Here is a 26968-nt window from a genome sequence, read left to right on the forward strand (position 1 = left end):
TATCATCGCGCTCGATGCCTTCCCGCCGCGCCGAGCCCATCCCCTACGAAGAGCTGCCCCTCGGCAGCCTGCGGGAGGACCGCATCGAAGCGTTGTGGTGCTATCGCAGCGCCATCGCGCGCCGGCAACTCGTGCTGCCCGACGGGCGGATGGACCTCGTGGCGCGCGGCACCCTGGCGCCCTCCGGCCAGCTTGCCGACATCCGGCTGGCGCTCGCGGGCCCGGCGGACCGGCCCGGCTTCGTGAGCACCCCTGCCGCGACCGTGACCCTGGGCGTTCGATTCCGCATCGGATGGGGCAGTGCGTGCCTGGGCCTCGACGCCGCCTCGTTGCGCAACCGGGTGGCGGTGGGACGCGCCGCCGAAGCGCTGATCGGCCCGTCCGCGCAAGCGATGCTGCGCGCATGCAGCGTCGACGAACTGCGGCAGGCGCTGGTCGACACGGCCCATGCGATGAGCCTGCGTGCCGCGCCGCCCGCCGGGCATGCGCGCGTGCTGCAGGCCGTGGAACTGATGCGGCACGGCGTGGCGATCGGCGCGCTCGGCGAGCGGATCGGCATGGCCGAGCGCACGCTGCGCCGCGACGTGGATGCTTCCGTGGGCCTGCCGCTGCGCACCCTCGGCGGCATCCTCCGCTTCCAGCGAACCCTGGCCCGGCTCCAGGGTGAGGCCGTGCGCAGCCTGGGGACGCTCGCGGCCGAAGCGGGCTACTCGGACCAGGCCCACATGACGCGTGCGTTCCGGCGCTTCGGCAACTTCACGCCCGCGCTGCCCGAGCCCGCGCCCGTGGTGGAGCACATCGACCACCACGTGCCCTGGCCGTAACGTTCAAGACCCGATGCGGCGGGCGGGCCACACTGCGCGGCCCCCGACGGAACCCCCGATGCACATCCAACCGCTCTTCGCCGAAACCGACATCGGCGCGCTTCATCGTCTGATCGATACCTACCCGCTGGCCACGCTGACGACGCACACCCCGCAGGGCCTGGAAGCGCACCTGCTGCCCCTCGAGCGCATCGCGACAGGCGTTCACGGCGGCCTGCGCGGCCATGTCGCCCGGCAGCACACGCTGTGCACCGAGGCGGCCGACGGCAGCGACGTGCTGCTCGTCTTCCAGGGACCGAACGCCTACATCTCTCCGCGCTGGTACGTGAACGGACAGCGCAGCGGCCGGCTCGCGCCCAGCTGGAACTACGTGGCGGTGCAGGCGCGGGGCCGGCTGCGCTTCATCGACGACGGCGCGTGGCTGCGCGCGCACCTGGGCGCGCTCATGGCCCGACAGGAGTCGCAGCGCGAGCAGCCCTGGTCGCTGGACGACACCGCTGCGGACTTCGTGGCGGATGCCGCGCAGCGGCTGATCGGTTTCGAGATCGAGATCCTGGACCTGAGCGGCAAGCGCTTCCTGTCGCAGCAGCGCACCGAGGCCGACCGGCGCAGCCTGGTCCGGCACCTCGAACGCGAGCCGTCCGGGATGGCGCGGGACCTGGCGGCGTTGATCGTTCCTTGAGTCCGGGCCGTCGAGGGCCGGCGCGGCGCACGGGCGCCACGGCGCTTCCCGCAGCGCATCGCTACCAGGTCCGGGCGCCCGATGGCCGCCTCACACGCCGAACCAATGCCTCAGATCGCTGCGTGCGGCGTACGCGGGCGGGCGCTGCTCCCTGAAGGCTGCCAGGGCCTCCTTCGCGTCCGGGTGGCCGCTCATGCGGACGGTCGCACCCTGTTCGAACGCGTAGCCCTCGGTCAGGCTCATTCCTTCGATCCGGTCCAGCACACGCTTGCTCACCCGCACCGCGGTCGGGCTGTACGAGGCGATGCGCTGCGCGTGCCGGTGGGCCTCGCTGCGCACCTTGTCATCGTCGCAGACGACGATCGCGCCGCCCGCTGCCGCAAAGTCTTCCGCGGTCTCGGGCTGGCCCGTGAAGTACATGCGGCGAACGAGCGGTTGCGGTGCGAGGCGGGCGAGGTGGCGCGCGCCGCCCATCACGCCCACCGTCAACTCCGGCAGGCCGAAGCGGCTGCTGCGGGCGGCGACCACGAAATCGCAGGAGGCGGCCAACGCCAGGCCGGTGCCCAGCGCCGCGCCGTGCACGGCGCCGATCACCGGAACGCCGCAGCTGGAGATCGAGAAGAAGGCTTCGCGCACGCGCCACATTCGCTCCACGGCGTTGTCGGGCGCCATCGTCGCGAACTCGTCCAGGTCGTTGCCGGCGCAGAAGTGCCTGCCCTGGCCGCACAGCACGATGGCCCGCACGTCTTCACCCAGTTCGTCGACGTTGCCGAAGAGCTGCCGGATCTCGATGTACATGTCCCGGTCCACGGCATTGGCCGGCGGGCGCGCCAGCTCGACCTGGTACACGCCGTGGCCCGGCGTGGAGACATTCAGGCTCTTGAACGAAGTCATGGCATACCTTTCACGCGAATCAGGAAGAGGGCGTCGGCGACGCGTGATGGCAGGCGATCTTCCAGGCCTGCTGTTCGTCGACGAGCACATGGGTGAAGCGCATGAACACCTCGGTATTGCCACCGCCGAAGCGCAGGACGGCATCCGCCGCAGCACTCACTGCACAGGGGCCCGCCCACTCGGCACTCACCTGCTGGAAGCGGATCTGCTTGGGGCCCAGCGCTGAGAAGCTGCCCAGGTAGTCCCGGATCGCGTCGTGCCCGCGCAGCAGCTGGGGCCTGGAGCCGTACATCATGGCGTTCTCCGTGTAGAGCCGGACCAGCAGCTCCACGTCCGCGGCCGAGAACGCATCGGCCCACCGCGCGAAGCTCTCCCGCGCCAGCTGCATCGGCAGTTCGGCATCTTGCCTGTCGACCATTCGAAATCTCCTTTGACTGGTTGGCTGGAAGAAGTCCGGTCACGCGCCCAGGTAGGCGCGCATCAGGTCCTCGTTCTCCATGATCCGTCCCCACTCGTGCGGCTGGATCTCCTGTACCACGCGCCCCAGGGACATCACATAGGCACGGTCGGCAATCTCGGCCGCCAGCGCCACGTTCTGCTCGATCAGGAGGATGGCCAGTCCGCGCTCGCGCAGCTTCGCCGTCGCCTCCACGATGTGCCGCAGCACCTTGGGCGCCAGTCCGGTCGAGGGCTCGTCCATGACCAGCAGGTCCGGCTGCAGCAGCAGGGCGCGAGCGATTGCCACCATCTGCTGCTCGCCGCCGCTGAGCAGTTCGACGGCCGAATCGAGTCGGCCGTGCATGAAGGGGAAGAGCTCGATCACGTCGTCCAGCGAGAAGCGCCGCGCCACCTGGCGCCGCGCGCCTTGGTGCTGGGCCGCCTGCAGGTTGGTCAGCACGCTGAGCTCGCCGAAGAGATTCCGGTTCTCCAGCACCACGCCCAGCCCTTGCTGCACCCGTTGGTGGGCGGGCATGGCGCCGATCTCGCGCCCGTCCTTGGTGATCGAGCCGGCGCCCAGCGGGAGCAGCCCGCAGACAGCCCGCACCAGCGTGCTCTTGCCCGCGCCGTTGGCACCGATGATCGCCACGGCCTCGTGGGGCGCGACGCACATAGAGACGCCATGCAGGACAGGGATGCGGCCGTAGCCCGTGTCGATCCCCGCCACTTGAAGTTTCATGTTCATGGGGCTCAGACTCCGAGATAGGCTTCGCGCACGCGCGGGTCCTGCTTGACCTCGCGCAGCGGGCCCGAGGTGATGATTTCGCCGAAGCACAGCACGTGCACGGTGTCCGCCACCGTCATCAGGTCCATGTCGTGCGAGACGAGCAAGAGGGTCGTGCCGCCCTGCTTGAGGGTCTGCAGGGCCTGTGCGAGCTCCGTCACCTCCTCCATGTTCAGGCCGGAGGAGGGCTCGTCCAGGCACAGCAGGCGGGGTTGCGCCACGGCAGCGCGCGCCAGTTCCACCATGCGCTGGCGGCCGGCGGGCAGGTCGCCTGCGCGGCTCCCCCACACGGACTGCAGGTTGAAGCGCTCGCCCACCGCATCGGCGTTCTCGCGCATGCGCCGCAGATCCCCGCGCGCCCGGGGCAGCATGAACAGGTCCTCGAGGAAGCTGCTGGCCGTGCCGAGATAGCCGGCGGCCACCAGGTTCTCCTCGACCGTCATGTTGGCGAAGGTCTGCGGCGTCTGGAAGGTGCGGATCAGGCCCGCGCGGGCCCGTTTCGGCACGCTCCAGCCCGTGATGTCTTGGCCGTCGTAGCGCACGGTGCCGCCCTTGGGTGCGAGGAAGCCCGAGACGATGTTGAACAGCGTGCTCTTGCCGGCGCCGTTGGGTCCGATCAATCCGGTGATGGCGCCCTCGGGCACATCGAAGGTGATGCCGCGCAGAACGCTCAGGCCGCGGAAGCTGTGGGCGATGTCCTTCGCCGCCATCAGGGGTGTCGTGTGTGTGCTCATGGCTTCGCTCCGTCCGCAGCCGAAGCTGCAGCCGCCTTGGCCGGCGCGCGGCGCCCGGCATGCCGACGCCAGAGGTCGTGGATCAGCCCGCCAAAGCCGCCCGGCAGAAAGATCACCGTCAGCACCAGCAACAGGGCGAACAACACCGCATGGAAGTCGCCGAAGCGGCTCAGCAGCCCGGGCATCACCGTCACGAACAGCGCACCCAGCACGGTGCCGGCGATGGTCTTGGCGCCACCGAGCACCGCGATCAGCAGGAAGTTGATCGACTGCGGCACGCCGAAACTGTCGACGCTCACGAAGGACACGTAGTGCGCGAACAGGCTGCCGGCGAACGAACCGAGCACGGCGCTGAGCACGAACACCTGGACCTTCAGGGTCGCCGTAGGCACGCCGAGCGCGAGTGCCGCGCTGGGCGCATCGCGCATCGCACGCATGGCGAAGCCGTGGCGCGAGCGCAGCAGCGCATAGTGCAGCGCGAAGACGATCAGCAGCACGGGCCAGACGAAGTAGTAGAAGCGCTGCGGCGTGTTCAGCTCCCAGCCGAGGAACCGGATCGGCGGAATGCCACCGACACCCAGCGTGCCCCCGGTGATCCACTCCCACTCCACGAACAGCGTATGGCCGATGATCGCGAGCGCCAGCGTTGCCAGGGCGAGGAAGAAGCCCGACAGCCGCAGCACCGGCACGCCCAGCACCGCCGCAATGATGCCGCTGAGCGCCATGCCGACGGCCATGGCCACGGGCTGCGACCAGCCCAGGTGCAGGCAGCCATAGGCGGTGGTGTAGGCCCCGATGCCATAGAAGACGCTCTGGGCCAGCGACACGATGCCGCACTGTCCCAGCAGGAAGCTCACGCCCAGGCCTGCAATCGCGTAGAGCGCCGTGAAGACGAGCAGGTCAACCGTCGCGCGCGAGCCAAAGGAGGGCAGCAGGGCCCAGGCGGCCACGAAGACGGCGACCGCGATCCACTTGACTTTGTTGTTATCCACCACGGCGACCTCCTCTTCCCAGGATGCCGTTGGGCAGCACGATCATGATCAGGATCAGCAGCGACATCGAGATCACGTCCTTGTAGCCCGAAGAGATGGTGACCACCGCGAGCGACTCGACCAGGCCCAGCACCAACCCGCCCACGACGGCACCGAAGGGGTTGAGCATGCCGCCGAGGATCGCCGCGGCAAAGCCCTTGAGCGTCAGCAGGAGGCCCATCTGGTACTGGATGGTGATCAGGGGTGCGACCAGCACGCCCGCGAGGCCGCCCACCGCGCCGCCCATCACGAAGGTCAGCAGGCGCATGCGCCCCACATCGATGCCGATGGTCGAAGCGCCATCCGGATCGATCGAGGCGGCCATCATGGCCGTGCCCAATGCCGTGCGCCGGTAGAACAGCTGCAGCATCAGGACCACCGCGATGCTGATCACGATCAGCCACACCGAGTGAATGCGCATCGCTGCATCGAAGACGTCCAGCGAGCCGTCGCCGCCGATGCCAGTCAGCGAGCGGCTGTCGCGGCCGAAGAAGTACAGCACCGCCGCAGAGATCGCGAAGGCGGCGCCCAGCGTCACGAGCAGGTAGGTGTCGTCGTTGGCGCCGCGGCGGCGTGCCGGGCTGATGAGCAGAAGCTCCATCAGCCATCCGGAGATGCCCCCGGCTATCACTCCCGCTGCGAACGCCAGCGGCGAGGGCAGGCCCAGTCCGTTGAGGGTGACATAGGCGACGATGCCTGCGATCAGGGCGAACTCGCCCTGCATCGCATTGATGATCTTGCTGCCGCGGAACACCACCGACAGGCCCAGGCCGATCAGGGCGTAGACGAAGCCGTTGGTGAGCCCGGTAAGGATCGACTGAACGAACAGTGTCCAAGTAATCAAGTGAAACCCCTGCGATACGTTTCCGTCGGGCAGGCTCCGCCTCGACCGCTCGCGGGTCGGGTCGGGCCTGGTCGACCGAGGGTTGAAGGTGGAGCGCGGTTCAGGCGCCGGCGGTGAACGGCAGGCGCGTGAACTTGCCCTTGACGAGCCTGGAATAGACGAAGCTGGACAGGTCGATGCCCGTCATGTCGGCTGCGCCGAAGTTGTACTTCGCGAGCACGCCTTCGTAGGGCTCACGCAGTGCCTGCGCGATGGCCTCGTTGCCGACATCCGGCCCCACCTTCTCGAGGGCCCGCACGATGAGATGCACCGCGTCCCACCCCGCCGCCTCGAAATTCTTCGGCAGCGTGTTATTGGCCTTGCGATACAGCTCGACGAACTCGGACTGCCGGGGCAGCGGATCCTCACCCACCAGGAATTCGGGGAAGACGATGTCGTCGGCGAACTCGCCCATGCCACGCACGTAGTCGTACGACGCGGACCCGACGGCCGAGACGATCTGCTGGGTGATGCGCATCTGGCGCGCGTTGCGAAACGGTACCGGAGAGGTCGCGATCACGAACACCAGGTCGGGCTCGGCGGCCCGCACCTTGGCAGCCTGCGCCGACACGTCGGTGGCGCCGACCTCGAAGCGCTCGATCGAGACGAACTCGACGCCGTAGGCGCCCATGTGCTCGCGCAAGCCCGTCAGCACGGCCTGGCCGTAGCCGGTGTCGTGCAGCACGCCGATGCGCTTGGCCTTGGCGCCGCGCGACGCGTACTCCAGCATGGCCCGCGCGTTGAGCGCCTGGGGCGGCAGCACGTGGTAGAGCGACTTGTAGCTCAACTCGATCGCCGGGCCCAGGCCGGTGAAGGTCACCTGAGCCATCTTCTCCCGGTTGGTGATGGCGGCCACGGCGCCCGTTCCGGCCGTCAGCGACGGTCCGATGAAGGCGCAGACCTTCTCGCCGAAGATCAGGTGCTCGGCCTTGCTCTTGGCCAGGTTCGGGTTCGAGCCGTCATCGTCGAGCAGGATCTTGATCGGACGGCCTCGCACGCCGCCCTTCTCGTTGATCACGCGTTCGGCCAGCAGAATACCGGCCCGCTCGGGCTGGCCCAGGCCCGCACCCGGCCCGGTCAGCGACAGCACCGAGCCGATCTTGATCGGCGCGGGCTGTGCGAATGCAAACATCGGTCCGACCACCGCACCGGCAGCGACGGTCTTGAGAACCGTGCGGCGCTGCAGTCGATCCGTTTTCTTCTTCTCGGTATTCATCTTGTCATCCTCCAGGACTAAGTCCGGTCTGTGCGGCGGCCATCCCGGGATGGCCACCGAAGGTGGCAACACAGCGCGCGTCAACGGAAGCCGTCGCGCACCAACTTCATGTAGGCATTGACAACCCACTGCGGCAACTTCGCGCCGCTCTTCGCTCCCTTGAGATAGCGCATGTAGAGATAGCTGCGTGCGCCCATGAACACATAGGCCATCACCTCCAACTCCTTCTCGTCGAAGGCCTTGACCTCGCCCCGGTCCACGCTGCGCTTGAGCGACGCGACGTAGTGCTGCGTGAGCAGCTTCAGGTGCCTGGCATGGGCCTTGGGGGACCAGGTCTCGGCCTGGTTCAGGATCTGGAAGAAGCCGGGGCTCTGCTGCAGATAGGCGAAGAACGCGCGAAAGCCTTTCTCCTCGACTTCGTAGACGTTGTTCGCGTTGTGAATGGCATGGCCGATGTAGGTGATCATGTCCTGCCCGATGTGCGGCAGCAGCTCGTCGAACAGCGCCTGGCGCGACGCGAAGTAGAGATAGAAGGTGCCCTGCGCAATGCCCGCTTTTTCGGTGATCTTGCTGATCGATGCATCGGCATAGCCGTGCTCGCCGACCACGGCCGCCGCGGCCTCGAAAATCTTCTCCCGGGACTCGCCGGCCAGTTCCGCGCGGGTGAGGCGCTTGCGCCGCGGCGGCGCGTCCTTGGCCGTCTCCGGCGCCACCTTCCTGGCGGCAGACGTCGTCCCACGCTTCGCGCCCTTGGCGGCTGCGTCGCTGGCGGACGGACGGACGGAACTCTTCAAGGCAACACCCTTCATTTCATTCACTCCCAAAAAACCGGAACCGCGGACTGTGCGGATCGGCCTGACGGCCTGGCCGCGGCAGTCCTGGATTCATCGCGTTCACCCCGAATGCGCGGATGGCGGGCCGAAGGCCGGGGAACTGAGGCGATTCTGGCTTCCAGGAAATAATGAGTCAACAGTCAGTGATCAGTGATTCATCGGTAATATCCCTCGTCGATCGGTCGGCTACAAGGTCTGCGCGAACCAGTCGCACGCGATGGCCGCGGCCTTCTCGATCTTCGACTTGTCCGAGTACATGGTCATGTGCGACGTGTGGCCCAGCACCTCGAGCTTCTTGCGTGTCGACGGAATGGCATTGAACGCGCCGATCTCCAGATCCCAGAGCGTCAGGTCGTCGCCCTGCGCGACGATCATCAGCGTGGGCGTGTCGTAGATCCGTTTGACGAAGGGGCCCACGTCGTAGTTCAGCAGCAGGTCCACGGACTCCACGGTGCTGCTGTTCTGATAGAGCGGTGCTTGCGTCTCCTTGATCTGGAGGAAGGTGCGCACGGTTTCTGGGAAAGGCCAGGCAGACACCTCCGTCGACCAGCTCTCAGTGGCGTGCGGCAGATAGAGGCGCTCGCCGGGTTTTTCGTAGCGCAGCTTGCGGTCACGCAGGATCAGATCCCACAGGGCGCGAAAGCCCATGGTGCCGTGGGCCCGGCGCATGTTCTCGTAGCCGTCGATCACCGGAATCTGCGAGACGATGGTCTTCACGCGAGGGTCGGTGGCTGCAAGGATCAGCGCATGGCCACCGGAGTAGGAAATGCCCCAGACACCGATGCGATCGGGGTCGACCGCCGGGTGGCGCTCCAGGAAGCTGATGGCGTTCTCGTAGTCGCGTACCTGGGCCCAGGGATCGAGATGCTGGCGATCGTCGCCGTCGCTCACGCCCAGGTTCCGGTAGTCGAAGACCATGGCGTTGATGCCGGCTTCGGCAAAGGCCTGCGCGTAGGTCGGCATCACGATCTCGCGCACGTAGCACCAGCCACCGGCCAGCACCACGGTGGGGCGGCGCTGGCTCGGGTCGGTGGTGTAGAGCCACGCGCGGCACGTCACGCCCTCGGACTGGAACTCAACGTCAATCGGTTTGATCATGCTGCTCTCTTTCGTTGGCTGGAGGCCGGCCCGCGCCGCGTCGATTCCGTCGGCGCTGCGGGGTCCGGGCCGATGAACATCGTTCGGAGACTGCATGCTAGTAACCAGATGGTCACCAGTCAATGACCAAATGGTCATCGACGGGAAAACCCTAGCGGCAGTGGACGTCCGGCACGAAACCGAAATTAGGAAACCATGTGGTAACCTCGATCGGGTTCCGCGCTGTCAGGTGGGCCGAGGGGGGTGCTGCCGACGCAAGAATTCCGCTCTCGCGGCACCACAGGCCACTGCCATCACCCATGAAGAAACCAGCGAAGGCCAAAGCCCTGAGCACATCAGGCAAAGCTGCCACAGCCAGCCGTCGTCCCGTTGTGGCGGCCCGCCCACGGGTGTCGGCGGCGGAGCGCGAGACCCTGATCCTGGCCGAAGCCGTGCGCTTCTTTGCCGAGGTCGGCTTCTCCGGCGACACCCGCGAACTGGCGCGTCGCGCCCACGTCACCCATCCGCTGCTGTACAAGTATTTCGCGACCAAGGAAGCGCTCATCGAGCGCGTCTACCAGGCCGTGTACCTGGGTCGATGGAATCAAGAATGGGAGGCGCTGATCGCGGACCGGCGTCTGAGCGTGCGTGATCGCATGGGCCAGTTCTACGCAGCCTTTGCGCTCGTGATCCTGGATCGGGAGTGGGTGCGCCTGTTCATGTTCTTCGGCCTGCGCGGCGCTGACATGAACCAGCGCTGGTTCGCCGTCATGCGGGAGAAATTGGTGCTGCCTTTCTGCGCCGAAATTCGTCACGAGCAGGGTCTGCCCTCTATCCATGAAGCGCCCCCGACCATCGAAGAGACGGAGTTGATCCAGGGCATCAGCACCCGTATCTTCTCGTTCGGTATCCGGCAGCACATCTACGGCATGCCGCTGCCTGGCGACGGCAAAGTGGCGTCCTTGATCCGGGCCGAACTCGACGTGTTCTTCGATGGCATCGGCCCGACGCTGCAAGTGCTGGTGCCACCGGCGCCGCGCACACGCACGCCGGCGCGGCAGGACACATCGGGCCAGCCCACGCGCAAGACCCGGGCGCGTCGCGCCTGAGTCCACGGCCCCGGGGCCCGATCCAGAGGGGCTGTGCGATGGCCTGCCGCATGGGCTTTGCCTCAGGCGTGAAGCGCCCTCCCGAAGGCGGCCAGCACGGATTCATGCAGTGCCTCCGACAACGTGGGGTGGGGGAAGGCCACCCGCATCAACTCGGTCTCCGTGCTTTCGGCCTCGCGGGCGATGGCGAAGGCGGCAATCAGCTCGCTGACGCCGTCTCCCACCAGGTGGGCGCCCAGCAATGCGCCCGTGTCCTGATCGAAGACCGTCTTGACCAGCCCCTCCCCGAGCCCGGTCGCCACGGCCTTGCCATTGCCCGCAAAGCTGAAACGTCCGATACGCACCGGATGCCCGCGCTCGCGCGCCTGCTTTTCCGTCAATCCGACGCTGGCGACCTGGGGATGGCAAAAGGTGCAGGCGGGAATGTCCTCGGCCTTCGGCGCATGTGCCGAGGGCAGGCCCGCGATGGCCTCCACGCAGGCCACGGCCTGATGGGAGGCCTTGTGCGCCAGCCAGGGCGCGCCGGCCAAGTCGCCGACCGCGTAGAGGCCGGGCACGCCGGTGGCGCCCAGCGCATCCGTCGCCAAGAAGCCGTCTGCCACGCGCACCTCGGGGACGCTCTCCAGACCGATGTCCTCGGCGTTGCCCGTGACACCCACCGACACCAGCACGCGCTCGACCGTGATGGCATCCTCGCGGCCGTCCTGCGTCAAGCGCAGTGCCACACCTTGCGCACCGTCGCGTGCGCCGTCGACTCTGCAGTTCAGCCGCACGTCGATGCCGTCGCGCACGAAGGCCGCATGGACGAAGGCACTGATGTCCTCGTCTTCCTGTGGCAGCACGCGTTCGCGCGCCTCGCAGACATGCACCCGGGTGCCCATGGCCGCGTAAAAGCTGGCGAACTCCATGCCGATCGCGCCGGCGCCGACGATCAGCAGGCTCTCGGGCAGTGCGGTGGGCGCGACCGCGTCCCGGTAGTCCCAGACGCGCGCCGGCGTCACTTGTTCCAGGCCGACCAGCCGACGTGGTCGTGCACCGGTGGCCAGCACCACATGGGGGGCGGACAGCCGGAGGCGGCTGCCATCCGGCGATTCGACCTCCACCTGCCCGGCGCCGCGCAGGCGGGCATGGCCCGCATGCACCGTCACCTTGTTCTTGCGCAACAACTGGCGTACGCCGCCCGTGAGGCGTTCGACGGCGCCGCGGCTGCTGCTCACGATCTTCTCCAGGTCCGGCACCACGCCCTGCACCTGGATGCCGGCGTCTGCCGCGGCCCGGCAGGCGCGCAGCACGTCGGCGCTGTGCAGCAGGCTCTTGGTCGGGATGCAGCCCCAGTTCAGGCAGACGCCGCCCAGTTCGGCGCGCTCCACCAGCGCGGTCTTCAGTCCCAGCTGCGCCGCCCGGATGGCGCCGACGTAACCGGCGGGTCCTGCACCCACGATGATCAGGTCGAATGCGCTCATGGGCCCGCCAGCAGGTCGCAGGGGTGCTCGAGGTAGTGCGCCACCCGGCCCAGGAAGCGCAGGCCGCCCACGCCGTCCAGCACGCGGTGATCGCAGGCCAGCACCAGGCCGATCTCATTTCGCAGCGCCGGCTGTCCGCGTTCATCGGGCCGGAAGACCCCGCGCACGCTGCCCACGCCGAGGATCATGGCCTGGCCCGGATTGATGATCGGCGTCATGTAGGTCACGTCGAACATGCCGGCATTGGAGACCGTCACCGCGCCACCGCCCATCTCGTGCGTGGCCAAGCGCGCGGCACGGGCACGCTCCACGAGCGAGTGCGCCTGTCGGGCCAGCTCGGACAGCGAGAGCCGGCCCGCGTCGCGCAACACCGGAACGAACAGGCCACGTTCGGCGCTCACGGCGATGCCGACGTCTGAGGTCTCCAGCTGCAGCAGGTGGTCGTCCTGCCAGACGCGGTTGCTCTCCGGCTGTTCCAGCAGCACGCGTCCCAGTGCCGCGACGAAGAAATGGTTGAGCGTGAAGCGCCGGCCGTCGCTTGCGTTCAACTGCGCGCGCAGCGCCATCAAGGCACCGGCGTTCACCTCGCGCGCCAGATAAAAGTGCGGGATCTCCTGCTTCGCCGCCCTCAGCCGCCGCGCCATGGTCAGCTGCATCGCGCTTGGCACGATCCGCTGTGGCCCATGCTGCGCAACCTCCGCCGGAACCGCTCCGCCGCGGCGTTGCGCGCAGGCCTCGACATCCGCTGACTTGATGCGGCCCCGAGGTCCTGTGCCTGCCACCTGCGCGAGATCGACTTTCGCGTGCTGCGCCTTGCGACGGGCCAGAGGGGTCGCGACGATGCGCTCGCGTGCCGGATCCGCATGGGGCTTGTCGGCATCGGTCGCAGCGGTTGCCGGCGTGAAGGTGCTTGCAGCTTGCGATGGCGGGCGCGCCGGGGCGACTGTGGCCGTGGCGGCCGCATCGCCCGACGCCGGATCGGCCAGACCGTCGTCCCAGTAGCCGAGCACCTCGCCCACCGTGACGGTGGCACCCACGGGATGCACGATCTCTAGCAGGGTGCCGTCGCCTTCGGCGCCGATCTCGTTGGCCGCCTTGTCGGTCTCCACGACGTACACGGTCTGTTCGCGCGTGAAGGGCTGCCCCGGCTGGAGCGACCATTCGGCGACCAGGCCCTCGGTCATGGTCAGGCCCAGCTTGGGCATGTAGAAGCATTGCCGCATCTGCAGTTCCTCGTTCTCAGGCCAGCACGCGGCGCACGCCGGCCACGATGCGGTCGGCGTCCACGCCGTATTGCTTTTCCAGTGCGCTGGAGAAGGGCACCGGCATGAAGGGCGCACCGACGCGTACCACCGGTGCATCGAGCTCGTCAAAGGCATCCTCCGCAATGCGCGCAGCGATCTCTGCACCCACGCCAAAAGCCTGGACCGCCTCGTGCACGACCACAACGCGATGCGTGCGAGCCACCGACGAAAACACCGTCTTCTCGTCCCAGGGCTGCAGCGTACGAAGGTCGATGACCTCGACCTCGACGCCCTCTGCCGCGAGCTGCTCGGCCACGGCGAGGCAGGTGCCCACCGTGGCGCCATAGCTCACCAGGGTCAGGTCGGTTCCCGACCGGGCCACGCGCGCCTGTCCCAGCGGAACGCGCAGGCCGGTGTCGACTTCGCCGCGCCCGGCATACAGGCCCTTGTGCTCGACGAAGATCACCGGGTCGGGGTCCTCGATGGCGCTGCGCATCAGGGAATACGCATCCTGCGGGCTCCAGGGACAGACCACCTTGAGGCCCGGCACGTGGGCGAACCAGGCCTCCAGGCACTGGGAATGCTGGGGCCCCGCGGACAGACCGCCGCCATGCGGCATCCGGGCGACCATTGGAACGCTGGTGCGGCCACCGAACATGAAGCGCGCCTTGGCGGCCTGGTTCACCAGCGCGTCCATGGCCAGCGTCACGAAATCCATGAACATGATCTCGAGCACCGGCCGCAGGCCCGACATCGCGGCACCGACGGCGGCGGAGGCCATGGTGGCCTCCGAGATCGGCGTGTCGATGACGCGTGCGGCGCCGAACCGGTCGATCAGGCCGCGTGTGACCTTGAACGAGCCACCGGCCTCCGCGATGTCCTCGCCCAGGAGGACCACGCTGTCATCCGCGGCCATGGCATCGGCCAGGGCCTGATTGATCGCATGTGCATATCTCAACTGCGCCATGGGTCAGGCCTCCTGTAGTGTGTAGACATCCGCGAAGGCTTCTTCAAAGCGGGGCCACGCATCCGAGCGCGCGCGTTGCAGCGCCGCGGCCACTTCCGTCTCGACCTCCTTATGCAGGGCGGTCAGTGCCTCTTCTTCGACCGCCGCGTTGCGCAAGGCGGTCGCCGTGCGCAACACGGCATCGCCGTCGATGCCGGCCTGCAACTCGGCCGCGTCTCGGTACTTCTGCGCGTCGCCCTCGAAATGGCCGCGCGTCCGATGGGTGCGGCACTCCAGCACGCGCGGTCCCTGCCCGGCACGCAGGGCTGCCACGGCAGCCTCCGCTGCTGCCGCCACCGCGAGCACGTCGTTGCCGTCGACCGCCTCGTGCACGATACCGAAGGCCGTCGCCAGCTTGGCCAGCGGCGCAGCGAACTGGCGCTCGGTGCGCGAGAACTCGGACCAGCCGTTGTTCTCGCACACGAACAACAGCGGCAGGCGCTGCAGGGCGGCCAGGTTGAGGCTCTCATGGAGCACGCCTTCGGCCATCGCGCCGTCGCCGAACAGGGCGGCCGCGATACCTCCCGTCGCGCGGGTCTTCAGGGCCAGCGCGCTGCCCAGCGCAATCGGGATGCCGGCGCCCACGATACCGTTGGCGCCGATGATGCCCAGCGTCATGTCGGCCACATGCATCGAACCTCCGCGGCCGCGGCAGATGCCACCCGCCCGTCCCATGATCTCCTTGAAGAAGCCATCGAGGTCGAGGCCGCGCGCCAGCACGTGGCCGTGGCCGCGGTGCGTGGTGGCCAGGGTGTCGCCCTCGGCCATGGCCGAAGCGACGCCGACGGCCACGGCTTCCTGGCCGATGCTCAGGTGAATGAATCCCGGGACCTCCCCGTCGGCAAAGATACGCGCCAGCGTGTTCTCCACCGCCCGGATACGCAACATCGCGCGGTACATGTGGGTCAGGCGCGGCACATCCGGGCGCGCTGATTCGAGCGTCATGGTTCTTCAATCCTGTGATGGGGTGGCCGGAGCGGTCGCAGCCTCGCCCGCCAGGGTGGCGCGAATGCGGTCTCGCAGCAGATTCTTCTGGACCTTGCCGGAGGCCGTGCGCGGCAGTTCGCGCACGAGCTCCACGCGTTCGGGGTACTTCTGGCGTGCCAGACCCGCGGCCGCCAGCAGGGCTGTCACGTGTTCGAGATCCACCAGATGGTCCGCGGCCGGGATCACGAAGGCGCAGACGCCTTCACCGAGCCGGGGATGCGGCATGGCCACGATCGCGGCCTCGGCGATGGACGCGTGCGCATGCAGCACGTCCTCGATCTCCTTGGCACTGATGTTCTCGCCGCCGCGGATGATCAGGTCCTTCTTGCGGCCGCTGATCGTCATGAAGCCGTCCGTGTCGACGAAGGCGAGGTCGCCCGTGCGGAAGTAGCCGTCGGCGTCGAAGGCCTCCAGCGTGTGCGACCACTGCGTGTAGCCGAGCATGAGCTCCGGCCCGCGCACCAGCACCTCGCCCTCGCAACCTTCGGCCAGTGCCGCACCGGTGCCGGGATCGCCGATGCGGACCTCGTTGTTGACGATCCGGCCGTCCGTGGTGGCGCCTTGCTCGTCGCCGTCGCCCTCGACGCGCCCGAGCGTGATCGTGGGCGCCTCGCTGCTTCCGTAGACCCGGAAGACCTTGCAGTGGCCGAACGCACGCCGGGCCCGCCGCACCAGTTCCGGCGGCACCGGTGCGCCGCCGCTGGCAAAGACCCGCAGGCTCGGCAGGCCGCCACGTGCTGCGGCCTGCTGGGCCAGTTCGGCCAGGAAGGGTGTGGCGCCTACCGTGAGCGTGGCGCGGTGGCGGTCAACCAGGTCTGCGGCTTCTTTCGCGTCCCAACGTTCCATCAGCACGACCTGTGCCCGCGCGACGAACGGCATCTCGAGGCCGTAGAGGTAGCCCGTCACATGCGTTACGGGGGAGGGCATGATCACTACGTCGTGCCGGTCGACGCGCCAGCATTGCATTACCGCACGCACCTCGGACATCAGCGTGTTGTGCGAGTGCAGAACCCCTTTGGGGCTGCCGGTGGTGCCCGAGGTGTAGAGCAGCAGCTTGACGGCGTCCGCATGCTGCGCAGCGGCGTGCCACGCATCGGACGGCGCGGGCTGCAGCAGCGCGTCGAAACGCAGGCCATCGATTTCGTCCGTCTGCGGGCGCACGACGACGATATGCGCCAGGGGACCCAGTTCGCCGCGCAGGCCCGTGGCCATCGCGGCGTAGTCGAAGTTGCGAAAGCGCTGCGGCACGAAGAAGACCCGGCTGCGCGCGTCGCGCAGGATGTAGCGAACCTCCGCTTCACGGTAGATCGGGACGATGGGGTTGCACACCAGTCCCGCCGCGCAAGCCGCGAGGTTGATGACCGCGCACTCCCACCAGTTGGGCAATTGGTAGCTGATCACGTCGCCAGGCCGCAGCCCCATCGCGTGCAGCGAGGCCGCCAGCGAGCGGGCGGCACCGACGACCTGCCTTGTGGTGTACGCGTGATCGCCGTCGATGACCGCGATCCGCTCGGGCTGCTCGGCGGCGGCCTCGCATGCCGCAGCCCAGATGGTCCGGTCGGACCATTGGCCCGAAGCCCTGTAGTGCCGCGCCGCAGTTGCGTCATCGCGCACGCGCCAGCCACTCACATCCTGACGCGCCTCCGGCGCGGCAGCTGCGAGCTTGTTCGGTGTTTCCATGCAGATCCCCATTCCGATTCCTGGCCAACGGGCCGGACGTCGCCGCGCATCGCAAGGTGGCGATCGAAGCGAGGCTCGCGGTGCATTCGCACAAAGTGGCCGCATCGGGCCGTCGAGTACGCTCCCTCGAGGCCTGCTTCGCCAAGCACAGCGTGACGAAGCAGGCGGGAGCGCTTCACTTCACTGTTGCGGGTCGATGAAATGCTTCTTGAGGAAGCGCGCGTGCACGCCGGAAGCCACTTCCAGCTGGGTCTTCGACGAATAGAGCACCATGTGGTCGGTCTTCTCGAGCACCACAAGTTCCTTGCGGCCGGAGGGGATCGAGTTGTACATCGCGATCTCCAGATCCCACTGCGTGATGTTGTCCTGGTCGGCCACCACGACCAGCGTGGGCTTGTTCAAGATCCGCTTGGCGTAGGGGAACACGTTGTACATCAGCAGGTTCTCGAGCGACTCGACGGTGTTCCGATGCTCGTGCAGGGGCGCCTCCTTGGCCTTGATCTCGTTGAAGACCTTCCCCACGTGCGGGAAGGGCCACACCGACAGCTCGGTTTCCGGCGTCGGGCTGGACATCGCCATGAACGCGCTCGGCTTGCCGGCGAAGCGGCTCTCGCGGTCCTCGGCCACCAGCTTGAGCAGGTCGGCGAAACGGCGCTCGCCATGGCAGCGCTGCATCGTCTCGTAGCCCTCGACCACCGGCACGGTGGAGATGATGGCCTTCACACGGGGGTCGGTGGCGCCCACGATGATGGCGTGGCCGCCTGCATAGGAGATACCCCAGACCGCCACGCGGTTCGCATCGATCTCGGGCTGAGTGATCGCGAAACTGATCGCATGCTTGTAGTCGTCGATCTGGGCCCAGGGATCCAGGTGCTGGCGCGTGTCGCCGTCGCTGCCGCCGAAGTTGCGGTAGTCGAACATCAGGCAGGCCACGCCAGCCTTGAGCATGTTCTCCGCATAGTGCGGCAGCACCACCTCTTTCACATAGCACCAGCCGCCTCCCATCACCGCGACGGGGAAGGGCCCCTTGCCTTCGGGGAGGGCCAGGATGCCCCGGATCGTCGTTCCATTGCTCTTGAACTCAACATTGCGCTTCTGCATCTTTGTCTCCTTCACAACCTTTGAGGATGAGCCGCCTCGATGCTCGGCAGAGCGTGAACCGGCTCGCCACACTCCATGCATTCGACCGACGGCCGTTCTGTCATGTCTGGGAGTGTTCGATCACCCGCTTCGATGCTCTCGGCGGGTTGTCTTGAATACTAGTTGACCAATCGGTAACTAGTCAATGACCAACTGGTCACCTGATGGTTATCCCTAGGGGATGTCGGCGCTTTTCCCTGCGCTCAGATGGTCGTCTTCGACCAGCGGAAGATGTTGCCGCGCTGGATCGCCGAGGAGCCGCCGATGATTGGCAGCAGCAGGGCATCGCGCACATGGCGCTCGGTGTCGAAGTCCTTGACGTAGCCGTAGGCACCGAGGATCGTCTGGGCCTCGAGCGCGATCGCACGTGCCGCCTCGGTGGCGAAGAGCTTGGCCATGGAGGTTTCGACGCTGCATGGCCGATGGTTGTCGGCCAGCCAGGCAGCCTGGTAGAGCACCAGCGTGGCCGCATGCAGCTGTGTCTTCATCTCGGCGAGCTTGTGCTGGATCGACTGATGGCTTGCAATCGGCTGGCCGAACTGGCGGCGTTCGTAGACATAGGACCAGGCGTCCTGCAGCGCGGCCCGGGCCACACCCACGCCGATGGCGGCGACTTCCAGTTTTTCCACGTCCAGGCCCGCTCCCATGAGCATCGACCATCCGTTGTTCCAGCCGGCTTCGCCGCCCATCACGTCGGTGAAGGGAATCGTGACATCGTCGAAAAGCACGTCGGTGGTGGCCGCTCCCTTCATGCCCATGCTCTCTATGGGCGTGATGGTCACGCCTGGTGTGTCGGGCGGAATCAACACCAGCGACAGGTTCTTGTGGCGCGCCGACTCCGGGCCCGTGCGTACCAGCGCATAGATGTAGTCGCAGATTGACGCGCCCGAACAGAAGCGCTTGGCACCATTGACGACGACCTGATCGCCGCGCCGCTCGGCGCGTGTCTTGACGCTGGCCAGGTCCGCGCCCACGTCGGGCTCCGTCCATCCATAGGCGAACATCAGCGAGCCATCCGCCACGCGCGGAAGCAATCGCTGCTGCTGTTCAGGTGTCGCGCATTCGACCAGGTTCATGCCCGCGTAGCAGGCGCTCATGATGTAGGGCACCGATACCGCGAGGCTGCGCCGCGACAACTCCTCGATCACCACCATGGTGGCCACGATGTTGCGGCCCGCGCCTCCGTGTTCCTCGGGCACCGTCAGGCCCATCACGCCCAACTGGCCTAGCCGCTGGAACACCTCCCGCGGGAAGTGGTTGTCGCGATCCCAGGCAGCGGCGGCGCTGCGCGGCATCTCCTTGTCGATGAAGCGCTGCAGCGTGGCGCGCAACTGGCGAATGTGGTCCGGTTCAGAAAAATCCATGCGATCCCTCAATGGCTGGTCCCTACCGGGGCGTTCCGATGTCTCCGCTGATGCGGAGACGGGCGTCCCGATCCTGACGGCGCGCCGGAGCGCACGACTCCAGTGTGGCAATGCTGGACAGCTCACACGCAGTCGCCGGCGGCGAACCCATTCAAGGCTCGTCTTCGGCCGATTCGACAGCAGGGCGGCACTCCGAGCCTTTGAAGGCTGCGAGCCACAGACACCTGCATTGGCATCGATGGTAAGCTTGTAATTTCAATGACTCAATAGTCATTGACTTGATAGTCATTGGTAATATCCCGAACAATCACATGTAGCCTGGAGACACTGGATGGCCGAATCGGACAACATCGATCACGCATGGGCGGATGACTTTCGCGGCAAGGTCGCCGTCGTGACGGGAGGCGGCAGTGGCATCGGCATGCAGTGCGCGCTCGACCTGGCCGCGGCGGGGGCCACGGTGGTGGCCGCGGATCTGCGCTTCGGGCCGGCCTATGCGTCGGAGGCTCGAACGCATGCGCTGCATCGGATGCGATGCGACGTGGCCGCCGAAGCCTCGGTGCAGGCGCTTTTCGCCCAGGTGCTAGCAGAGCATGGCCGAGTCGACATCCTGGTCAACAGCGCGGGCGTGGTGGAGCCGATCAGGAAGACGATCGAGCAGGAGGCCGGCGAATGGGAACGCATCATGGACATCAATGCCAAGGGCGTGTTCCTGTGCTGCCGCGAGGCAGGACGCGCCATGGTGGCGCAACGCTCGGGCGCGATCGTCAACATCGGCTCCGTGGCTGGACTGGTGGGGATCCCGGCCTCGAACGCCTATGGCCCGAGCAAGGCCGCCGTAGCGCACATGACCCGCAGCATGGCCTGCGAATGGGCCCGGTTGGGCATAAGGGTGAACTGCGTGGCACCCGGCTATGTCGATGCGCCAATGGCGCACGAACTGTTCGACAAGAACGATGAGGCCTTTTCTGCGGCCCTCAAGCGGGTGCCGCTCGGGCGTCTTGCCCAGACCCGGGAGATGGCGAACGTCGTGTTGTTCCTGTGTTCGTCGCTGTCCAGCTATGTCACCGGCGCCGTGATGCCCGTGGACGGGGGATGGTCGGCCTTCGGTGGACCTTCGCGCTGAGGCGCGAGAGAGGCGCCCCTGGAGCGCGCCGTCCGGTACAGGTTCCGATGCCGCTGCCACGGTTTCGCAGCGCACCATGGCCTGCTCCATCCAACGGCGAGGCACCGATCGCCATGGTGTTGGGCGCGGCACCCGTAGTCGCCAAAGTCATTGCGTTGGCGCGCACGGGATAGCGACGCCTGCGGCTGCGTTCTTAGAATTTTTTGGGTTCGACCGGTCACAGGGTGGCATCGAACGCCGATACCAAAAAAGTGGTCCCCAACGCGCGCCGGCGACGGCGCCGGTGCGCGTTCCCCAACAAGAACGGAGACAAGAATGAAGACTCTCAAGCCTTTGAAGCGATGGCAATTCGCGGCCTCGCTGGCCGCAATGTCGACGCTTGCCGTGGGCCTCGCCGCCTGCGGCGGTGGCTCGTCCGGCAACGCACCGGCCCCGACCACCACGGTACCCCCGGTGGCGACGGGCCCCGACACGCCATCGGTGAAACCACCCACGACCGAGCCCGAGAATCCGGTCGTGACGCCGCCCGAGACCGAGCCGGTGCGCAAGTGGGGCTACATCACATTGCCCAACGGCGACAAGATGCGCTATTCGCTGCTCCTGCCGCCCGGCCCCGGCCCCTTCCCCGTGCTGGTGGAGTACGACGGCTACCTCGCGGGCTCTACCCCGGGGCTCAGCCAGCGCTGGGTGGCCGAAGGCTATGCCGCGATGGGCATCAACGTGCCGGGCACGGGTTGCTCCACCGGTGACGACCATGTCTTCGACGCCTCGACCGGCGCGGCCGGTGCCTTCGCCGTCGAATGGGCGGGCAAGCAGCCGTGGTCGAACGGCCGGATCGGCATGATCGGCGCCTCGTACTCCGGCTACAACCAGCTGTGGGTGGCGGCGCAACGGCCCAAAGGCCTGCTCGCGATCACGCCGGCCAAGAACGTGGCCGATCCGTACCGCGACGTCGGCTACCCGGGCGGCATCAAGAACATCGGCTTCCCGGCCGCCTGGTGGGGAAGCTTCCCACCGATCTGGAACGAGGCGGCATCGGTTGCCGCGCAACTCGACGGCGACACCGCGTGCGCCCAGACCGTGGCCGACAACATCGAGAAGATCAAGCGGCCCGAGCTGGACCTGACGAAGTGGCTGGAGAACCCGTATGCCGACGGCCTCTTTGTCCAGCGCAGCGCGTACCTGGAGACCTCCAAGATCGACATTCCCGTGCTGACCAACGTGTCCTGGCAAGACGAACAGGTGGGTCCTCGCGCGGGCTACTACGAAGACACCATCGCTCGGGACAAGATGTGGTTCCTCGGCTCCAACGGCAACCATGGCACCAACATCACCGACGACACGTACAAGCGCTTCCTCGACCATTTCGTGAAGGGCCAGGACAACGGTTTCGAGAAGGAGCCGCATGTGCGTCTGCTGCAGGAAGTGCAGGACACCGGCGCGCCGAACGCGGTGGCGACCTTCGACCGCCTGCCGGTGCCGGTCAAGCCGATGCGCCTTTGGATGCAGGCGAACGGTGGCCTCGGCGACATCGCCCCGGTCAATGCGTCACCGCCGTCGACCTACCGCTATCCGGTCGACAGCCCGGCCGTCAACAATCCCGCGGACGAGGGTTGGAAATCCGTGACGGCCGCCGATGGCCAGCTGACCTTCACCACGCCCAAGCTGCCGGAAGACCTGAGCTTCTACGGCGAGGGCTCGGCCGACGTGTGGCTCAGCGCGACGGCGGCCGACACCGACCTGCAGGTCACCGTGTCGGAAGTGCGACCCGACGGCAAGGAGATGTTCGTGCAGCGTGGATGGCTGCGGGCCTCCAAGCGCGCCCTGGACCCGACCCGTACGACGGAACTGCGGCCCTGGCAGATCTTCACGGCGGACGCGCTGCGGCCCCTGACGGCGAACGTTCCGGTGCTGGCGCGGGTGGAGATCCAGCGCTTCGCCCACGTGTTCCGCGCGGGTTCGGCGCTCCGGGTGACCATCGATTCGCCCTCGCAGACCGGCTTCTGGGTGTTCGGCCACAACCCCACGCCGTCGACCAACAGCATCTGGCACAACAGCGAGTTTCCCTCGAGCATCGTGCTGGGGCATCTGCGCTACCCGCATGCCGCGGCCTTGCCGAGCTGCGACAAGACACTGCGCCAGCCCTGCCGCGACAGCGTGACGGTGGTGCCGCTGGGCATCGGACCGCGCCCGCCCGCCTGAGCGGGGCTCAGCCCGGGGCGCTGGCCTGAAGCCGGTGCCCCGGGGTTCGATGCGAGGCGGCGGTGCAGTGCAAGGCCTGCAGCCTACGTCTCCAGGCGACCGGCCTCCATGTCCTGAACCTGCGCCACGCGCGCCAGGGCGAATGCCGCACCGAGGTGCGACAACTGGACGGCCGCCGCATCGGCCGATCCCTGTGCCGCCTGGGCAACACGCTCGGACATTTCCGCTTCATAGGTCGCGACGGCGGCATCCCGGTCGCCTGGCGCCACCAGCCGTGCCGCCAGTTCGACGGCATCTCGCATGGCCGCGTTGACGCCTTCGCCTCCGAAGGGCGACATCACATGCGCGGCATCGCCGAGCAGCGTGAGCCCGCGCCGGTGGTTCCAGCAATGGCCCACCGGCAGCGCATGGATCGGGCGTGCCTCGAAGCGGTCGTTGGCGGCACGAAAGAGGTCGGTGATGGCCTCGGCGTAGCCCTGGAACTCTTCGATCAGGCCGTTGCGCACGGCTGCCGGCGAACTGAAGTCGAAGCGCTGCGCGGCCCACCCGGCCGGCACGCGGAAGATCGCATAGCCGCGGATGTGCGCGTTGCCGTTGCGCTGCGCGATGATCTTTTTGCCTGCGCCTTCCACCCCGACCTTGCCCCGGCCCACGAGCTCCGAGAGCGCCGGATGGCTGGCGTCGACGTCGTCGATGCCGAACTCGACGAAGGTCAGGCCGCTGTACTGCGGCGTGTAGAGCGAAAGCAGCGGCCGCACGCGCGACCACGCGCCGTCCGCACCCACGACCAGATCGAAGGGCCCGGCCGAACCGCTCAACAGCGCCAGCTGCCAGCGCCCGTCCGGCAGTGCATTCAGTGCGCGCAGGCTGCTGCCCCAGCGGACGCAGCCCGTGGGCAGCGAATCCAGCAGCATCTGGCGCAGCGCGGTGCGGTCGATCTCCGGGCGGTCGCCGGCCGAGGTATCGGGCGCTTCGAACAGCAGCCGGCCCGACATGTCGAGCAGCCGAGAGCCTTGGTCGTCGTAGCGCGCGAGGCGCAGGAATTCTTCCTCGAGCCTGGCGTGGCGCACGGCCAGCAGGCCCGAGTCTTCGTGCAGGTCGAGCGTGCCGCCCTGCGGGCGCTCGAGCGCATGGGCGTCGCGTTCGAACACCGTGGTCTCGATGCCTGACAAGTGGAGAAGACGGGCCAGCGTGAGCCCGCCAGGGCCGCCACCGACGATGGCGATGCGTGGATGCTTGTGCATTTCGGAGCTCCCGAAAAATGATAGGGTCCTATTTATATATCAATAGGCTCCTATGAAGATAGAATGGCCCCATGACCGATGCAGAGAAGTTCAATCCCCTGAGGCTCCTGGGCCGTGTGACGCGCGGCTTCACGCGCATCGCCGACGACGGTCTGCGCGAGTTCGGATTCGCCGTGGGCCAGCTGCCGGTGCTGGTCTCGCTCAAGCAGCAGAAGGCGCTCTCGCAGGCCGAGCTGGCGCGCATCGCCCAGGTCGAGCAGCCGAGCATGGCGCAGCTGCTGGCCCGCATGGAGCGCGACGGCCTGGTCGAGCGCGTGCCCGACCCCGACGACAAGCGCAGCCGCCTGATCTCGCTGACCCCGCTGGCCACGCGCCGCCTGCCCAAGGCCAAGGCCGTCATGGACGCGCATGCGCAGCAGGTGCTGGAGGGTTTCTCGGCCGAGGACGTCGCGCAGCTGATGGCCTTGCTCACGCGGCTCAACGCCAACGTCGAGCGCATGGGCGCCTCATAACAGGGGCGGTTTGCTCGACGAACGGGCAGGGTCTTGCGGCACCGGAGCCCGCGGGCGCCTTTAAGCTGATGCCCATGAACCTGAAGTTTCGACGTGCACTCGCCCTGACCCTGACCGTCATCGTGCTGCTGGGCGCCTGGACCACCTCCTTCGAAGTGCCCGCGCGGGACAGCCTGCAGGCCGGCATGAAGCGCGCGCTGGTGGCCTTCGCGGCCGCGCGCACGCTCGGCGCCGTGATCTCCGTGGCGCAGGGCACGCAGATCGACATCAAGCCCGGCGGCGTGGGCGTGGGCACCACGCCGGGCCAGGTGCTGCAGCCGCTCAACCAGCTGGTGGACCATTTCGCGACCGCCATGCTGGCGGCCAGCGTGGCCTTCGGCGTGCAGCTGGTGCTGCTCGACTTCGGCGGCAGCCAGGCCGTCGCCTTGCTGCTGAGCATCGCGGTCGTGGGCTGGCTCGCGCTGACCTTTCTGCAGCAGGGGCGCTATGCGCGCTGGCTGCAGCCCGTGCTCGTGGTGCTGCTGCTGGCGCGCTTCGCGGTGCCGCTGACGGCGGTGGCTAACGAGGCGCTGTACGAGCGCTACATGAAGGGCAAGCACGACCAGGCGCTGACGCTGGTGGAGCGCACGCCGCAGGAGGTGGCGTCCGCGACGCCGGCCGTGCCTTCCAGGGAAACGATGCGTGAGCGCTTCGAGCGCTGGTGGAACGGCCTGCCGGACCTCAAGGCCGGCTACCAGCTGCTGCTGGATTCCGCGAGCGGCTGGGCCGACAAGATCGTCGACCTGATGGTCGTGTTCCTGGTCCAGACCCTGATCGTGCCGGTGGGCATGCTGTGGCTCACCTGGCGGGCGGCGCGGCTCGCGACGGCATCGCCGTGGCGGGGCGAGCGCGCGGCAGCCTAGAGTTCCGCGGGCACGAAGCGGCGCTCGCGCATCCACTTCGTCATGACCCATTTGTCGCCGCCGGTCACGGGCGCGCTGGCGTGCAGGGAGCGTGCATCGACCCGGCCCTGGTCGTCGCCGTACTCGAAGTAGCAGGCATGGCCGCGCATCGGCGAGAAGGCCAGGCCCAGCTGCGGGAAGACGGTCTGGCCGCCCTCGGGCACGTCGTTGAGGTAGGTGACCAGGGTGCTCACGCGCTGGCCGCTGCGCGCGATGGAAGCGCGGTTGGCGGCGTTGGTGGGCGCCAGGTAGTCGTGGTGCGGCTCGCTGCCCGCGCCGGTCGGGTAGTACAGCAGCTGCAGGCCCTCACCGTGTTCCAGCGGCAGGTTCATCAGCGCCGACAGGCGCCGATCGAGGCGGGCCACCAGGTCGTTCTCCGCCAGGCGGAAGAACATGCCCCAGCTGGCGCGGCGGTCGCTCACCACGTCGCGGCCGCTCATCGGGTCGACCAGCGTGGAAGGCTTCAGGCGCGGCCGCGCCATGGCGATCAGGGCCTGGCATTCGCCGGCGTCGATGACGTTGCCGAGCGCAGCGAAGACCGGGTCGTCGCCGCGCAGGTGCACGGCGATGTCGCGGTCGGCCGCGCGGATGCGCGTGCCCGGCGCGAGCCGTGCCGCGGGCCTGGCGGGGGCCTCGTCCGGCAGTTCGATGGCGTCGACCGGCATCGCCTCGCCGCGCTGCCGCGCCGCCACATGGGCCGCGACGATGGCCTGCGCGGCGCGTTCGTTCATGCCCTGCTTCAGCATCGTCGCCACCAGCGCCTGCGGCATCTGGCCGGCACCGAGGTGATGCGCGAGCCAGCGGCCCAGCTCGGGCGAGAAGCGGACGACGGTGCCCACCTCAGGCCGGACCCATGTGCGCGACCCAGCCCTTGTCGCCCAGCGTGAAGCCCTGGCGCAGCTGCAGCGTGCCGCCCGCGCCCTTCATGATGCGCGCGATCATCGGGAACACGCGTTGCGCATCGGCGTTCTGCATCCAGGGCGCCGGATCGATCTGGTAGGTGTAGCTCACCACCGCCAGCGAATGGCGCGCGTCGGCGGCCTCGACCTTCACGTCGACGATCTTCTCGCGCCGGAGATGCGCCACGCAGAAGTCCTTGGCGTGCTCGGTGCCGCGGGCCGCGTAGGGGTGCGGCTTGTAGAAGGCGCGGCCCGCCTCGGTGAGCTCGAAGCGCTTGACCGCGCCGTCCGGGTTCTCGGCGCTCTTGGGCACCGGGACGATGGTGCTGTGCACCAGGCCCAGCTGTTCCATCACCGGAAACTGCACCGCATGGCGCGCGCCGGCACCGGCCTCGGCTTCGCTCAGGTCGATCGGCCAGTCGAACATGGCCAGGCACAGGTCGCCGCGCTGGGCCAGGTAGTCGTCGAGCGGGCCCGCGAGGTTCTCGGCAGTGGGTGCCTTGGCATCGTGGCCGAGGCCGCAGGCGGCCAGCGCGCAGACCAGGGCGAGGCCTGTCAGCGCCTTGAGCGAGGTGTCGAGACGCGGGCGCGGGAGGAGGGAGCGGAGATTCATGAGGTTTCGGGTGGAGGTGTGGGGAGCCGCCGCGGCGGCTGC

26 protein-coding genes are annotated in these 26968 nt (G+C 67.8%); 7 read left to right on the forward strand and 19 right to left on the reverse strand.

All coding sequences use genetic code 11. The annotated features are described in order from the left end of the window. The first annotated feature begins 14 nt into the window (after positions 1-14). Together K0H49_RS19370 and K0H49_RS19375 are read left to right on the forward strand one after the other, a co-directional pair. Positions 15-824, forward strand: coding sequence for a helix-turn-helix domain-containing protein (locus tag K0H49_RS19370; RefSeq protein ID WP_219215949.1), 810 nt, complete (start codon positions 15-17; stop codon positions 822-824). A 58-nt stretch (positions 825-882) separates the two neighbouring features. After that, positions 883-1506 (forward strand): FMN-binding negative transcriptional regulator, encoded by a 624-nt coding sequence (locus K0H49_RS19375; RefSeq protein WP_219215951.1) that lies wholly within the window; start codon positions 883-885, stop codon positions 1504-1506. A gap of 90 nt (positions 1507-1596) precedes the next feature. Here K0H49_RS19375 and K0H49_RS19380 read toward each other — a convergent pair whose 3' ends face one another. The 9 genes from K0H49_RS19380 to K0H49_RS19420 form a co-directional block, all read right to left on the reverse strand. Then, positions 1597-2400: an enoyl-CoA hydratase-related protein gene (locus tag K0H49_RS19380; RefSeq protein WP_219215953.1), complete on the reverse strand. Its 804-nt coding sequence runs from the start codon at positions 2398-2400 to the stop codon at positions 1597-1599. A 19-nt stretch (positions 2401-2419) separates the two neighbouring features. Beyond that, positions 2420-2818, reverse strand: coding sequence for a YybH family protein (locus tag K0H49_RS19385; protein WP_219215955.1), 399 nt, complete (start codon positions 2816-2818; stop codon positions 2420-2422). A gap of 39 nt (positions 2819-2857) precedes the next feature. After that, positions 2858-3583, reverse strand: a complete 726-nt coding sequence (locus K0H49_RS19390; protein WP_257625021.1) for an ABC transporter ATP-binding protein — start codon at positions 3581-3583, stop codon at positions 2858-2860. Between the two features lie 5 nt (positions 3584-3588). Beyond that, positions 3589-4356: an ABC transporter ATP-binding protein gene (locus K0H49_RS19395; protein ID WP_219215957.1), complete on the reverse strand. Its 768-nt coding sequence runs from the start codon at positions 4354-4356 to the stop codon at positions 3589-3591. Continuing rightward, the gene (locus K0H49_RS19400; protein WP_219215959.1) at positions 4353-5348 is read right to left on the reverse strand and encodes a branched-chain amino acid ABC transporter permease; all 996 of its coding nucleotides are present in this window, start codon (positions 5346-5348) and stop codon (positions 4353-4355) included. The genes K0H49_RS19395 and K0H49_RS19400 overlap by 4 nt, the downstream gene beginning before the upstream one ends. Next, entirely contained in the window at positions 5341-6231 is an 891-nt protein-coding gene (locus K0H49_RS19405) for a branched-chain amino acid ABC transporter permease (protein WP_257625022.1), read from the reverse strand. The genes K0H49_RS19400 and K0H49_RS19405 overlap by 8 nt, the downstream gene beginning before the upstream one ends. 100 nt (positions 6232-6331) lie before the next feature. Next, positions 6332-7486, reverse strand: a complete 1155-nt coding sequence (locus K0H49_RS19410; RefSeq protein ID WP_219215961.1) for an ABC transporter substrate-binding protein — start codon at positions 7484-7486, stop codon at positions 6332-6334. Positions 7487-7566: 80 nt separating this feature from the next. Continuing rightward, positions 7567-8280, reverse strand: coding sequence for a TetR/AcrR family transcriptional regulator (locus tag K0H49_RS19415; RefSeq protein ID WP_219215963.1), 714 nt, complete (start codon positions 8278-8280; stop codon positions 7567-7569). 225 nt (positions 8281-8505) lie between these two features. Further along, on the reverse strand, positions 8506-9417 hold the full coding sequence (locus tag K0H49_RS19420; RefSeq protein ID WP_219215965.1) for an alpha/beta hydrolase: 912 nt from the start codon (positions 9415-9417) through the stop codon (positions 8506-8508). A 299-nt stretch (positions 9418-9716) separates the two neighbouring features. Here K0H49_RS19420 and K0H49_RS19425 point away from each other — a divergent pair, with 299 nt between their 5' ends. Next, a complete protein-coding gene (locus tag K0H49_RS19425) occupies positions 9717-10505 on the forward strand; it encodes a TetR/AcrR family transcriptional regulator (protein WP_219215967.1) in 789 nt (262 codons plus the stop codon). A gap of 62 nt (positions 10506-10567) precedes the next feature. On the opposite strand, the gene lpdA is transcribed toward K0H49_RS19425, so the two are convergent. The 7 genes from lpdA to K0H49_RS19460 all read right to left on the reverse strand — a co-directional run bounded on the left by lpdA (position 10568) and on the right by K0H49_RS19460 (position 19389). Beyond that, positions 10568-11968 (reverse strand): dihydrolipoyl dehydrogenase, encoded by a 1401-nt coding sequence (gene lpdA / locus K0H49_RS19430; protein WP_219215969.1) that lies wholly within the window; start codon positions 11966-11968, stop codon positions 10568-10570. Continuing rightward, positions 11965-13173, reverse strand: coding sequence for a dihydrolipoamide acetyltransferase family protein (locus K0H49_RS19435; RefSeq protein WP_257625023.1), 1209 nt, complete (start codon positions 13171-13173; stop codon positions 11965-11967). Before K0H49_RS19435 ends, lpdA begins: the two co-directional genes overlap by 4 nt. 34 nt (positions 13174-13207) lie before the next feature. Further along, on the reverse strand, positions 13208-14179 hold the full coding sequence (locus K0H49_RS19440) for an alpha-ketoacid dehydrogenase subunit beta (RefSeq protein ID WP_219215973.1): 972 nt from the start codon (positions 14177-14179) through the stop codon (positions 13208-13210). A gap of 3 nt (positions 14180-14182) precedes the next feature. Continuing rightward, positions 14183-15163, reverse strand: coding sequence for a thiamine pyrophosphate-dependent dehydrogenase E1 component subunit alpha (locus tag K0H49_RS19445; RefSeq protein ID WP_219215975.1), 981 nt, complete (start codon positions 15161-15163; stop codon positions 14183-14185). A gap of 6 nt (positions 15164-15169) precedes the next feature. Then, entirely contained in the window at positions 15170-16885 is a 1716-nt protein-coding gene (locus tag K0H49_RS19450; RefSeq protein ID WP_219215978.1) for an AMP-binding protein, read from the reverse strand. Between the two features lie 180 nt (positions 16886-17065). Further along, a complete protein-coding gene (locus tag K0H49_RS19455; protein WP_219215981.1) occupies positions 17066-17986 on the reverse strand; it encodes an alpha/beta hydrolase in 921 nt (306 codons plus the stop codon). Positions 17987-18228: 242 nt separating this feature from the next. Further along, positions 18229-19389 (reverse strand): acyl-CoA dehydrogenase family protein, encoded by a 1161-nt coding sequence (locus K0H49_RS19460; RefSeq protein WP_219215983.1) that lies wholly within the window; start codon positions 19387-19389, stop codon positions 18229-18231. Positions 19390-19720: 331 nt separating this feature from the next. Here K0H49_RS19460 and K0H49_RS19465 point away from each other — a divergent pair, with 331 nt between their 5' ends. Together K0H49_RS19465 and K0H49_RS19470 are read left to right on the forward strand one after the other, a co-directional pair. Beyond that, on the forward strand, positions 19721-20515 hold the full coding sequence (locus tag K0H49_RS19465; RefSeq protein ID WP_219215985.1) for an SDR family NAD(P)-dependent oxidoreductase: 795 nt from the start codon (positions 19721-19723) through the stop codon (positions 20513-20515). A gap of 315 nt (positions 20516-20830) precedes the next feature. Then, positions 20831-22717, forward strand: coding sequence for a CocE/NonD family hydrolase (locus tag K0H49_RS19470; protein ID WP_257625024.1), 1887 nt, complete (start codon positions 20831-20833; stop codon positions 22715-22717). An 83-nt stretch (positions 22718-22800) separates the two neighbouring features. On the opposite strand, the gene K0H49_RS19475 is transcribed toward K0H49_RS19470, so the two are convergent. Next, positions 22801-23961 carry an FAD-dependent oxidoreductase gene (locus K0H49_RS19475; protein WP_219215987.1) on the reverse strand — a complete coding sequence of 387 codons (1161 nt, stop codon included), beginning with the start codon at positions 23959-23961 and terminating at the stop codon, positions 22801-22803. Positions 23962-24032: 71 nt separating this feature from the next. On the opposite strand from K0H49_RS19475, the gene K0H49_RS19480 reads away from it, so the two are divergent. Then, positions 24033-24473, forward strand: coding sequence for a MarR family winged helix-turn-helix transcriptional regulator (locus K0H49_RS19480; RefSeq protein ID WP_219215989.1), 441 nt, complete (start codon positions 24033-24035; stop codon positions 24471-24473). 74 nt (positions 24474-24547) lie between these two features. After that, positions 24548-25375 (forward strand): hypothetical protein, encoded by an 828-nt coding sequence (locus K0H49_RS19485; RefSeq protein ID WP_219215991.1) that lies wholly within the window; start codon positions 24548-24550, stop codon positions 25373-25375. Here K0H49_RS19485 and K0H49_RS19490 read toward each other — a convergent pair. Together K0H49_RS19490 and K0H49_RS19495 are read right to left on the reverse strand one after the other, a co-directional pair. Then, positions 25372-26253 carry a 2OG-Fe(II) oxygenase gene (locus K0H49_RS19490; protein WP_219215993.1) on the reverse strand — a complete coding sequence of 294 codons (882 nt, stop codon included), beginning with the start codon at positions 26251-26253 and terminating at the stop codon, positions 25372-25374. The two genes, K0H49_RS19485 and K0H49_RS19490, sit on opposite strands and share 4 nt — an antisense overlap. A gap of 1 nt (position 26254) precedes the next feature. Then, entirely contained in the window at positions 26255-26926 is a 672-nt protein-coding gene (locus K0H49_RS19495) for a hypothetical protein (RefSeq protein WP_219215995.1), read from the reverse strand. Between the last annotated feature and the right edge of the window lie 42 nt (positions 26927-26968).

The sequence above is a fragment of the Variovorax boronicumulans genome, assembly GCF_019352895.1.
GTDB classification, from domain to species: domain Bacteria; phylum Pseudomonadota; class Gammaproteobacteria; order Burkholderiales; family Burkholderiaceae_C; genus Variovorax; species Variovorax boronicumulans_A.

Bases quoted from the DNA above. Each gene is read 5' to 3' on its own strand.
- K0H49_RS19425 (WP_219215967.1), top strand. From the start codon at position 9,717: ATGAAGAAACCAGCGAAGGCCAAAGCCCTGAGCACATCAGGCAAAGCT.
- K0H49_RS19420 (WP_219215965.1), bottom strand. From the start codon at position 9,417: ATGATCAAACCGATTGACGTTGAGTTCCAGTCCGAGGGCGTGACGTGC.
- K0H49_RS19460 (WP_219215983.1), bottom strand. From the start codon at position 19,389: ATGGATTTTTCTGAACCGGACCACATTCGCCAGTTGCGCGCCACGCTG.
- K0H49_RS19435 (WP_257625023.1), bottom strand. From the start codon at position 13,173: ATGCCCAAGCTGGGCCTGACCATGACCGAGGGCCTGGTCGCCGAATGG.
- K0H49_RS19485 (WP_219215991.1), top strand. From the start codon at position 24,548: ATGAACCTGAAGTTTCGACGTGCACTCGCCCTGACCCTGACCGTCATC.
- K0H49_RS19445 (WP_219215975.1), bottom strand. From the start codon at position 15,163: ATGACGCTCGAATCAGCGCGCCCGGATGTGCCGCGCCTGACCCACATG.
- K0H49_RS19395 (WP_219215957.1), bottom strand. From the start codon at position 4,356: ATGAGCACACACACGACACCCCTGATGGCGGCGAAGGACATCGCCCAC.
- lpdA (WP_219215969.1), bottom strand. From the start codon at position 11,968: ATGAGCGCATTCGACCTGATCATCGTGGGTGCAGGACCCGCCGGTTAC.
- K0H49_RS19380 (WP_219215953.1), bottom strand. From the start codon at position 2,400: ATGACTTCGTTCAAGAGCCTGAATGTCTCCACGCCGGGCCACGGCGTG.
- K0H49_RS19390 (WP_257625021.1), bottom strand. From the start codon at position 3,583: ATGAACATGAAACTTCAAGTGGCGGGGATCGACACGGGCTACGGCCGC.
- K0H49_RS19385 (WP_219215955.1), bottom strand. From the start codon at position 2,818: ATGGTCGACAGGCAAGATGCCGAACTGCCGATGCAGCTGGCGCGGGAG.
- K0H49_RS19455 (WP_219215981.1), bottom strand. From the start codon at position 17,986: ATGCAGAAGCGCAATGTTGAGTTCAAGAGCAATGGAACGACGATCCGG.
- K0H49_RS19370 (WP_219215949.1), top strand. From the start codon at position 15: ATGCCTTCCCGCCGCGCCGAGCCCATCCCCTACGAAGAGCTGCCCCTC.
- K0H49_RS19410 (WP_219215961.1), bottom strand. From the start codon at position 7,486: ATGAATACCGAGAAGAAGAAAACGGATCGACTGCAGCGCCGCACGGTT.
- K0H49_RS19440 (WP_219215973.1), bottom strand. From the start codon at position 14,179: ATGGCGCAGTTGAGATATGCACATGCGATCAATCAGGCCCTGGCCGAT.
- K0H49_RS19480 (WP_219215989.1), top strand. From the start codon at position 24,033: ATGACCGATGCAGAGAAGTTCAATCCCCTGAGGCTCCTGGGCCGTGTG.
- K0H49_RS19450 (WP_219215978.1), bottom strand. From the start codon at position 16,885: ATGGAAACACCGAACAAGCTCGCAGCTGCCGCGCCGGAGGCGCGTCAG.
- K0H49_RS19375 (WP_219215951.1), top strand. From the start codon at position 883: ATGCACATCCAACCGCTCTTCGCCGAAACCGACATCGGCGCGCTTCAT.
- K0H49_RS19475 (WP_219215987.1), bottom strand. From the start codon at position 23,961: ATGCACAAGCATCCACGCATCGCCATCGTCGGTGGCGGCCCTGGCGGG.
- K0H49_RS19495 (WP_219215995.1), bottom strand. From the start codon at position 26,926: ATGAATCTCCGCTCCCTCCTCCCGCGCCCGCGTCTCGACACCTCGCTC.
- K0H49_RS19470 (WP_257625024.1), top strand. From the start codon at position 20,831: ATGAAGACTCTCAAGCCTTTGAAGCGATGGCAATTCGCGGCCTCGCTG.
- K0H49_RS19465 (WP_219215985.1), top strand. From the start codon at position 19,721: ATGGCCGAATCGGACAACATCGATCACGCATGGGCGGATGACTTTCGC.